This is a genomic window from Pseudoflavonifractor sp. An176 (assembly GCF_002160435.1).
GTDB classification, from domain to species: Bacteria; Bacillota; Clostridia; order Oscillospirales; family Oscillospiraceae; genus Enterenecus; species Enterenecus faecium.
In genome coordinates this window covers 1-9378 of record NZ_NFKO01000049.1, presented here as the reverse complement: position 1 = coordinate 9378, position 9378 = coordinate 1, and the positions used below count along the sequence as shown (strand labels likewise).

Here is a 9378-nt window from a genome sequence, read left to right as displayed (position 1 = left end):
GAAGCATGACACCCCCTTCCATGGGCACCTTTAGCTCAGTTGGTAGAGCACCTGACTCTTAATCAGGGTGTCCAGGGTTCGAGTCCCTGAAGGTGTACCACTCCCACTTAGGTGTGAGGCACACCTAAGTGGGAACCCCAAAAAAATGGGGAAAAACACTTGACAAAACCAGAGAAACCTGGTAATATGTCAAATGTTCAGTGCAGATCAAAAGGTCTGTGTCGACTTAGTCGGTGCTGATTGCAGTGAGGGTCCACCCGTTCCCATTCCGAACACGGCAGTTAAGCTCACTTGCGCCGAAAATACTTGGCTGGCGACGGCCCGGGAAGATAGGTAGTGCCGACACGAAGAGGACGATCGTTTGATCGTCCTCTTTTTATTTTTTACGACTCTATAGAATCAAACTACAACCACAAGACCCCTGGGGAACAATCCCCAGGGGTCTTTGACATGGGTTAGTGCTTGGCTCTGCGGACTCGGTCCATCAACAGGAGGAGACCAAGCGCGGAAATGGTCATTGTGGTGAACAGCACAGGAAGGTTGGCGCTGTCACCGGTTTGAGCCGGGCCTTCCGGCTGAGAGGTGGGGGCGGGGGAGGGAGTAGGCGTAGGAGTGGGCTTCTCAGCGTCCGGGTCCTTGGCTCCACAGACGGTGCAGACACCGTTGGAATAGCTGTGGCCCGTTGCGGGCAGGGTCTCCTGGGCCACCAAAACGGTGTGGCACACGGAGCACTGGCTGCCCTCGCTGAGTCCGGTCTCGGTACAAGTGGGAGCCTTCCCGGGGATTGCCTCGGGGGTGTGGGCGGCCAGATCGCCGTAAGTGGTCTGGCAGATGGCACACACAGCCTTCTCCTGGCAGGTGGCGGTGCCGCCGCTGTGTGCCTCCGGCTGGGTGGTGGCGGAGCAGCGGGAGCACTGATACCAGTGGCTTGTCTCATCGTGGCACAGGACCGAGAAGTCATGGCCCAGGGCGTCATGCTTCACCCCTTGCTGGGCGGTGTAGGGCTCCTCTTGGAAGACCACGGTGGCCACATAGGTGGTGCTGCCCGGCTCGGTGCAGGTGGCGGGAGTCTCCTGGGTGGTGATGACGGCATTCACCGTCTCAGAGTGACCACAGCCCTCATAGGTGCAGATAAAGGTGGCGGTGGCCTGAGAGTAATCCTCAGCCCACTGGAAGTCGGGCTCTCCATAGGTGTGGGGAGGAACCAGCTCCATCCACGCCTGATACAGGGCTTGGGTGAGAGCGGTCACCTGTTCCAGATGGGCTTGGGCGTCTGCCTCGTTGTCAAACACGGGGGCGTCATCGTTGGCCAGGAAGTCGTTGGCGGCCTGTTTGGCGGCCTGGAGGGCCTCCCAGCACTCGGGGGCGTAGTCCTGGGTATCCAAGGTGTCCACAAAGGCCACCAACTCTCTCAGACCGCTGGTGCTGACCTGATAGGTGGTGTGGGCGGGGATGGTGGTTTGCAGGAACAGCTGGACCTCGCAGCCCTCGGTGCTCACGTTGTACTGCTTGGTGGGTTCGCTGGAGTGGGACAGATAGAGCTCCTGGTCGCCCACCGTGTGGGAGATGGTATAGGAGCCAGGGGTGGCGCCGGGCTGAATGGTCAGAGTGTAGGGCCCGCTCTGGACGGGCACGCGGGCGCCGGGCTGGGTAGCAGCGTCATTGAGGCGGAGGTAGGCGCCGTCCGCCTCCAGGCTCTGGATGGTGTAGCCCTCCTCGGTCTGGGTGATGCGCCACAGCTGACGGCTGGCGGCATACTGTCCGTCCAAGGTCAGCTGGTTGTTGGACACGGAGCCGGTCACCTGATCGGTGTTGCTCTGGCCGTTGGCGTGATAGAGGATTCTCTGGGTACCGGCGTGATAGATGGCGTAGACACCCTCTGCGTCTATGCCGTCGGTGTCCAGATCATAGGTGGTTTGGGCCTCGTGCTCCTCACTGGAAATGGTATCCTGGAAACAGGGAGGCAGGGTGATGCCGCTCTCGTCCTGGACTGCCACAGAGAGCTTGGCGGTGCGGACAATCCCGTTGGAGGCGGTGGCCGTGGCGGTGATGGTAGCGGTGCCGCTGCTGACGGCGGTGACGACACCGGTGTCGCTGACCGTAGCCACTGCGGGGTTGTCCGAACTCCAGGTGATGGTGGCGGCATCCTCAGGGGTGACAATGGCCTGCACCTGTCCGGACTGGCCCACGCTGAGATTGACGAACTGGGGCTCCAGAGTCAGGGTGATTTTCTCACTCTCATCCTGGATCATGTACCAGCCGTCACCCAGCAGGTCCTGGACCGTGAGGGTTTCAAAGGCGATCTGGCAGGGGGGAGACTGGTTTTCGTAGAGAATGGCAAAGGTGTCGGTGGCCTTGCCGTTCTCTTGAAGCTGGGAGACGCAGGAGTAGGCGAAGCAATTGTTGACGCCGGTGTAGCGGGTGGCGTCATCGTTGAGCCAGGTGACAGTGCCGTCCTCGGCCACGGAGCCGATGCGCACCACGCCCTCCGAGCGCTGAATGCGGGCATAGGAGCCCAGAATCAGGTTGTCATACTCCTGGTCGTCGGGACCGATGAGCGTGCCCTCCAGATTGATGAAGGAGACCATGCAGCCGCCGCCACTCTTCTGACTGAACAGATTGTTGTCAGGCTGGCACTGGCTCCAGGTCACACCGCCATCGGAGGAGTCGGCGTAGCTGACATAGTTGATGGTGTTGCGGGAGTACATCCGAAGATCGCCGTTGGGGAGGAGCACCACTTGCGATTCGCTGGTCTTGCCCACCCCATTGAGGTTGCTGTTGTGCTCACCCCGCTGCCAGCTGGCGCCGCCGTCATCGGAATAGATGACGCTGGCCAGCTCGTTGCCGGTGCGGTTGTCATAGAGGGGGAAGATAATGCGCTCTGTGCCGTTGTAGGTCATAGTGACACCACGGCCAGGGCAGACGCCGGTGAATTTCTCATTGGCGGCGGTCTTGATGTTCAAGAACTTGGGCTCGCTCCACTCCAAGCCCTCGTCGGTGACCTGGGCGGTGCGGTGCATGATGTAGAACACCGGATAGACCTTCCACTCGCTGTTCTGGAAGAACAGGTTCTTTTGCACCCGGTTGGCGGAGTTGCCCAGCTGGGTGACGTAGGGCTTGGTGAAGGTGCCGTCTTCCTCAGACTTTACATACACGTTCAAGTAGGCATCCACCCAGGTATCTGTGGCGGTGCCGTCTTGGCTGCAAATGGGGTAGAGGATGACATCTTTGCCGTTGTCGTTGGCGGGCTCTGCCAAACCGTTGGTGTTGTTCAAATCCACATAGTAGGTGTAAGAAGAAACGGTCTTGGGGGCATAGGTGCCAGCGGTAGCCTTGGCCACCAGCAGGCGGCCCTGATCGTCAAAACCGGTGCTCTCTTGGCCCATCTGATTGCCGCTCATCAGGCCCACGTAAGAGGGGCAGGCATCCACCACCATGTGGACGGTGCCGTTGCTGTCCTGGACGATGGAGGGATCAATGAAGGAGCTGCTGGCGTTGCTGGTGGTGGTTTCCGCCATGTCGGCCAGGTAGTTCACCACTTCCCACTCCCAAGTCTGGCCGTTGTCCTTGGAGATGCTGACAATGGTGTCCAGGTTTTGGGGAGAGTCACCGCTGGTGGTCCAGCGGATGTCCGAGGCGGCCACGATCCAGCCGTTGTCCAGGGTGTACAGAGAGGGGATGCGGAAATGCTGGCTTCCGGTGGCCTCACTGCTGAAGGGCTCGGACACAGGCTGCGTACCCTTGGGGTTCTCCCCCACCACGGTGGGCAGCACTTGGGTCTCCTGATAGAGCTGGAATTCAATCAGGGCGGAGTCCTGGCTGGTGCTGCAGTAGTATTTGTTGCCTGCGGTACTGCCGTGGGTGAGGTAGTTGCTGCCATTGGAGAGGGTATAGGTGCCGCTTTCCTCGTGGAAGGTGATGTCCACCCGCACCGGCTGGTCTGAGGTGTTCACATGTCCGTTGACGGCGGTGGTCTGGCTCAGATCCAGATAGCGGTTGCTGTCCAGACTCTTGATGTTGTAGCCGTCGTCTCCCTCTCGCTTTTCAATGGTCCATAGCTGCCGGGAAGAGGCAAAGTTGGAAGCCAGGCTGAGGGCGTCGTTGGCGGCTGTCCCGGTGACCTGGTCTGTCTTTCCGGTTCCTGTGTGGTAGAGAATGCTGCGGGTGGTGTTGTAGAAAATGGCATAGGTTTCGCCTGCATCCACGCCGTCCCGATCTCTCAGGTACTGGACGCTTCCGTCGCCCAGATCGCCATCCACAATGGTAGACCAGGGCGATGCGCTGACATCACGTTCTCCTGTGGCGCGGGCCGGGGGTGCGGTCAGACAGCAGCTGAGCAGGAGACTGGCTGACAATGCAGTGGCCGCGATGCGCTTAGACATTGGTATTTTGTTCATAACACATCCTCCTTGTACATGTGCTTCTCTCTGTATTGCACAAAACTATCATACCAAAAAGTGGACTTCGGGTCAAGGGAATTAGAAGAGAGTGGTGTAGAAGGACAAAAAACCAGGAGCCCGACCATCGGTCAGGCTCCTGGAAGGAAACGGAGGGGTTAGAGCATAAAGTCTTCTTTTTTCAGGTGGGAGAAGTTGGCCACCACGGGCTTTTTGGGCACACGCTTTAAGGGGTCATACCGGAAGGCCCGGCAAGCGCCGCATGGGTCCACCACGCCTTTGCGGGAGCACAAAATCTGCTCTTCATCCAGAGCCACACCTCGCTTGCAGTAGAGGCAGCGGGGTTCAATATTTTTTTGAAACAGCATAGCAAGTCTCCTGTTCTTCCGAGATCCTCCTCAGTATACACCAAACGCCCGCTATTTTCCACCTGTTTTTCCAGACAAAAATCGACACAGAGCAACAAGGGCCATCCAGCAGAGCACGGCGGTGGCCAGGGTTACCGGGAGGATGTGGCGGAAATCCAGCTGGGTGATGGTCTGGGTCTGGGACGTGAGATAGTACGAGACCGGATAGGTGAGGGGGAAGAGGGTGGTCACCAGGTAGGTGAGGGCGGCGGAGATGAGGCCATGGAGGAATTTGCCCAGCAGATAGGTGCGGGCAGAAAGGCCGCTGTCAATGAGGAAGCACAGCACCTGACAGTGGACGGACAGCCCGGCCCAGCCCAGCATAAAGGCGGCCATGGAGATGGACCCGGCGGAACTGGCCACGCCGCCCAGGGAGGAGACCCCGGAGGTGAGCTCCAGCAGGCCCGCCACCAGCTGGGGAGCATAGCGGGAGGAGACACCCATCAGAGAGAGCAGCCGGGCAATGGCGGTGAATACTCCAAAGTAGGACATAAGCTGGAGGAGAGCGGAAAAGAAGATGACAAAGGCACAGATGTTCAATAGATTGGAAAAGGAGCGCACCACCCCATTGGTGAAGGCGGCGGGAATGGTGGTGGCGGCAATGGGCTTGGGATAGCTGGTTGCCTTGGCCCGTGGGTCCTCGTGGCCGTAGAACCGAAAGAGCAGGCCAGTGAGGAGAGAGGCGACACAGTGGGAGGCGTAGAGCAGCAGGCCAATCTGGCCGCTGCCAAAGATGCCAGCTCCCACCACGCCCAAGATGAAGGCGGGCCCGGAGTTGTTGCAGAAGGCCAGAAGCCGCTCGGTCTCCGTCTTGGTACACAGACCTTGGCGGTACAGCTCCAGGGCGGTTTTGGCTCCCAGGGGGTAGCCGCCCACAAAGCCCAGCACCACGGCCATGGCGCAGCAGCCGCTGACCCGGAACAGGGGGCGCATGACCCCCTCCAGCAGCCGCCCCAGATAGGCGGCCAGCCCCAAATCCACCGCCAGGGAGGAGAGGACAAAAAAGGGAAAGAGGGAGGGGATGATGACGTTGCAGCACAGGGTTAGCCCATTTTTCGCCCCTGTCATAGCCTGGGTGGGGGCAGTCACCAGCGCCAGGGCGGCGGTGACCAGAGCGATGAGGACGACGGAATCCCGGAGAATTTGTTTTTTTAAGATGCGAAACATGGCAGTCCCTCCCTCGTGAGAAAAGGGTATGCGTGTCGTCTGAGGGACTTGCACGTCCCTCTCAAAAAGTATGACACATTAGTGTGCTAAAAATTTTTCTTTGAAAGGGGTTGACAAGTGGGGAGCGGGTGCGTATAATGGCCACAACAACTTCAATACAGCAAACCATTGACGGAGAGTAGTATCCAGTGTGGCGAACCTTCAGAGAGTCCCGGACGGTGAGAGCGGGGCGGGGAGCAGCTAGGAGAATGGACTTCGGAGGGCAGACCGAACGGGCGACCAAGTAGGGACTGACGGGTACCCCACCCGTTATCAGAAGGGGCGCATATGATGGTATGCGTAAGCGAGTGGGCGTCGTTTGGCGTCAATTTGGGTGGTATCGCAGAAGCTGAGCTTTTGTCCCATGTGGGGCAGAGGCTTTTTTCATTTTTCGGCCCTGGCAAAGCGGAAAAACATCTGCCGCCCAAATTCAAAAAATGGAGGAAAACACCATGAAAAACAACCAGATCATCCGTCGATTTGCCGCTTGTGCCGTAGCGGGCACCATGCTTCTCTCTCTGTGTGCCTGTGGTGCAGGCAAGGATGGGAAGGACGACACCTACAAGGTGGCTGTGGTCAAGCAGATGGACCATGCCTCTCTGGATGAGATCGCCAAAGCAATCACCACTCAGCTGGACTCCATTGCCCAGGAAAAGAATGTAACCATTGAATATGAGGTGTACTCCGGGCAGAACGACCAGTCCGTACTCAAGCAGCTGGGAGACCAAGCCATTGTAGACGGGGTGGACGCCATCATTCCCATTGCCAGCACCGCCGCTCAGGTGATGGCCCTGTGTGCCCAGGACACCCAGACCCCTGTGGTGTACGCCGCAGTATCGGACCCCAAGACCGCAGAGCTCACCGGGCTGGACTACGTCACCGGCACCAGCGACGCCCTGGAGACCAGCGTCATTCTGGATATGATGCTCACCCAAAATCCCGACCTGAAGAAGGTGGGACTGCTGTACTCTCTGTCCGAGCCCAACTCCGCCACTCCCATCCAGGAGGCCAAGGAGTACTTGGACAGCAAGGGAATCTCCTATGTGGAACAGACGGGCAATACCAATGACGAGGTGATCGCCGCGGCTTCCGCTCTGGTGGCCGGTGGTGTGGATGCCATCTTCACTCCCACCGACAACGTGATCATGTCCGCCGAGCTGGCCATTTACGAGCAGCTGGCCCAGGCCAAAATTCCCCACTACACCGGGGCGGACTCCTTCGTGAGAAACGGCGCCTTTGCCACCTGCGGCGTCAACTATACCGATCTGGGCACCCGCACCGCAGACCTGGCCTACCAGGCCATCACCGAGGGCGTGGACGGCATGGAGGATGTGTACTACATGGACGGCGGCCTCATCACCGTGAACACCGAGACCGCCAAGGCCCTGGGCATTGACTCTCAGGTGTTTGGCCAGCTGGGTGAAGTGGTGGAAGTGACTACCACCAAGGAATAAGAAAACATGCCCCGTCCGGCACATAGGTGCCGGACGGGACAAAGGAGCGTGAAGGAATTGCTGTATATTGTGCAGACGGCCCTGGAGCTGGGCTTTTTGTATGCGCTGGTGGCCATGGCCCTGTTTTTGAGCTACCGCATTCTGGACATTGCCGACCTGACCACGGATGGGGCCTTTGTGCTGGGGGCGGCGGTGTCGGTGACGGTGACCGCGGCTGGCCACCCCTTTTTGGCCATTCCGGCGGCCATGGTGGCAGGAGCCTGTGCCGGGTTTGTCACCGCCTTTTTGCAGACCCGCCTGGGTGTGCCCTCCATTTTGGCGGGCATCGTCACCAACACAGGATTATATACCGTGAACCTCATGGTGATGGGGTGGAGCTCCAATGTGAGCCTGTTGAAGGACGACACCATCTTCTCTCTATTCCGCACCACGGGCATCGGCGGGAAGTGGTATGAGACGGTGCTGGCCGGGGGTGTGACCATCCTCATGGTGGTACTGTTGGTGCTCTTCCTGGGCACCCGGCTGGGCCTGTCCATCCGGGCCACCGGAGACAACCGGGACATGGTGCGGGCTTCCTCGGTGAATCCCACCTTTACCATTACCGTGGGTCTGTGCATTGCCAACGCCCTCACCGCCCTGTCCGGCGGCATGGTGGGCCAGTACCAGCGTACCGCCGACATCAACGGCGGCACGGGCATTGTGGTCATCGGGTTGGCCTGCCTCATTATCGGTGAGACGGTGCTGGGCCGACGCTCCATCCTCAAGGGAGCCATTGCGGTGATCGTGGGCTCCATCATCTATCGTTTGATTTACGCCATTGTGCTCTACACCAAGGTGGTGCCGGTGGAGTGCCTGAAGCTGGTCACCGCCATCATCGTAGGCCTGGCCATTGCTGCCCCCACCCTGCGCTGCTGGGTGGCATTCCAGAAGAAAAAAGCCATGGCAGGGAAGGGAGCGTGAGGGAACATGCTGAACATCAAAGGGATTTCCAAGACCTTTTATCCCGGAACCATCAATGAGAAGACCGCCCTCTCGAACCTATCCCTGGAGGTGAAGGACGGGGATTTTATCACCATCATCGGCTCCAACGGAGCGGGAAAATCCACCCTCTTCAACGCCATTGCCGGGACCTTCTATGTGGACCAGGGCAGCATCACTCTGGGGGGACGCAACATCACCTATCTCCCGGAGCACAAGCGCAGCCGTACCATTGGGAGGCTGTTCCAGGACCCCTTGAAGGGGACGGCTCCCCATATGACCATTGAGGAGAATCTGGCTCTGGCCTATCTGCGCTCCTCCCGGGGCAATGCGCCTTTCAGCCGCATCAGCAAAAAGGACCGGGCCATGTTCCGGGAGCATTTGAGCCTGTTGGGCATGGGATTGGAGGACCGCATGGGGCACCCGGTGGGGCTGCTGTCCGGCGGACAGCGCCAGGCCCTGACCCTGCTCATGGCCACCTTGGTGCCGCCCCAGCTGCTGCTGCTGGACGAGCACACCGCTGCCTTGGACCCCGCCACGGCGGAGCAGGTGCTGAAACTGACCCGGGACATTGTGGCCCGGGACCACATCACCTGTCTCATGGTCACCCACAACATGTCCCAGGCCCTGGAGCTGGGCAACCGCACTTTGATGATGGCAGACGGCCACGTGGTGCTGGACGTGGAGGGAGAGCAGAGAGCGGGCATGACCGTCCAAGATCTCTTGGAGCAGTTCAAAGCGGGCACGGGCCAACAGCTGGACAACGACCGCATGTTGCTGAGTGAATGAAAAAAGTCGTTCTCCCACGGGAGAACGACTTTTTTGCTTGGTGCGCCCGGCATGGGCAATAACTTGGTGGTGAAAGTCCACTACAGACTTGGCAGTAGGAACTGTTAGCCGAAGGCAAGGGTGTCCATCGTGAGGTGGAATCTGAAG

The 9378-nt window shown here is 59.3% G+C and carries 7 protein-coding genes, 1 tRNA gene and 1 rRNA gene; 6 read left to right on the top strand and 3 right to left on the bottom strand.

Going from position 1 to position 9378, the window contains the following annotated elements:
* Positions 1 to 24: 24 nt before the first annotated feature.
* Both B5F12_RS11250 and rrf read left to right on the top strand, forming a co-directional pair.
* Positions 25 to 100, top strand: a tRNA-Lys gene (locus tag B5F12_RS11250).
* A 129-nt stretch (positions 101 to 229) separates the two neighbouring features.
* A 5S ribosomal RNA gene (rrf, locus tag B5F12_RS11245) occupies positions 230 to 345 on the top strand.
* 110 nt (positions 346 to 455) lie between these two features.
* Here the strand turns inward: rrf and B5F12_RS11240 are convergent.
* From B5F12_RS11240 to B5F12_RS11230, 3 genes are all read right to left on the bottom strand, one after another.
* Positions 456 to 4397: an exo-alpha-sialidase gene (locus tag B5F12_RS11240; protein ID WP_087234438.1), complete on the bottom strand. Its 3942-nt coding sequence runs from the start codon at positions 4395 to 4397 to the stop codon at positions 456 to 458.
* 158 nt (positions 4398 to 4555) lie between these two features.
* A complete protein-coding gene (locus B5F12_RS11235) occupies positions 4556 to 4765 on the bottom strand; it encodes a hypothetical protein (RefSeq protein ID WP_087234436.1) in 210 nt (69 codons plus the stop codon).
* A 51-nt stretch (positions 4766 to 4816) separates the two neighbouring features.
* On the bottom strand, positions 4817 to 5971 hold the full coding sequence (locus B5F12_RS11230; protein ID WP_087234434.1) for a nucleoside recognition domain-containing protein: 1155 nt from the start codon (positions 5969 to 5971) through the stop codon (positions 4817 to 4819).
* 327 nt (positions 5972 to 6298) lie between these two features.
* Between B5F12_RS11230 and B5F12_RS11910 the strand changes: the two genes are divergently transcribed.
* Genes B5F12_RS11910 through B5F12_RS11215 form a run of 4 tightly spaced genes read left to right on the top strand, consistent with a single transcriptional unit; the run spans position 6299 to position 9231 of the window.
* On the top strand, positions 6299 to 6466 hold the full coding sequence (locus B5F12_RS11910; protein ID WP_158096672.1) for a hypothetical protein: 168 nt from the start codon (positions 6299 to 6301) through the stop codon (positions 6464 to 6466).
* Complete coding sequence (locus B5F12_RS11225; protein ID WP_087234432.1) at positions 6463 to 7464, top strand: ABC transporter substrate-binding protein; 1002 nt, start codon at positions 6463 to 6465, stop codon at positions 7462 to 7464. Before B5F12_RS11910 ends, B5F12_RS11225 begins: the two co-directional genes overlap by 4 nt.
* Before the next feature lie 57 nt (positions 7465 to 7521).
* Positions 7522 to 8424: an ABC transporter permease gene (locus B5F12_RS11220; RefSeq protein ID WP_087234431.1), complete on the top strand. Its 903-nt coding sequence runs from the start codon at positions 7522 to 7524 to the stop codon at positions 8422 to 8424.
* A gap of 6 nt (positions 8425 to 8430) precedes the next feature.
* Positions 8431 to 9231 carry an ATP-binding cassette domain-containing protein gene (locus B5F12_RS11215; RefSeq protein ID WP_087234429.1) on the top strand — a complete coding sequence of 267 codons (801 nt, stop codon included), beginning with the start codon at positions 8431 to 8433 and terminating at the stop codon, positions 9229 to 9231.
* The last annotated feature ends 147 nt before the right edge of the window (positions 9232 to 9378 follow it).

Excerpts from the sequence above, each read along its gene's own strand:
- B5F12_RS11910 (WP_158096672.1), top strand. The coding sequence starts at position 6,299 with ATGATGGTATGCGTAAGCGAGTGGGCGTCGTTTGGCGTCAATTTGGGT.
- B5F12_RS11215 (WP_087234429.1), top strand. The coding sequence starts at position 8,431 with ATGCTGAACATCAAAGGGATTTCCAAGACCTTTTATCCCGGAACCATC.
- B5F12_RS11240 (WP_087234438.1), bottom strand. The coding sequence starts at position 4,397 with ATGAACAAAATACCAATGTCTAAGCGCATCGCGGCCACTGCATTGTCA.
- B5F12_RS11235 (WP_087234436.1), bottom strand. The coding sequence starts at position 4,765 with ATGCTGTTTCAAAAAAATATTGAACCCCGCTGCCTCTACTGCAAGCGA.
- B5F12_RS11230 (WP_087234434.1), bottom strand. The coding sequence starts at position 5,971 with ATGTTTCGCATCTTAAAAAAACAAATTCTCCGGGATTCCGTCGTCCTC.
- B5F12_RS11225 (WP_087234432.1), top strand. The coding sequence starts at position 6,463 with ATGAAAAACAACCAGATCATCCGTCGATTTGCCGCTTGTGCCGTAGCG.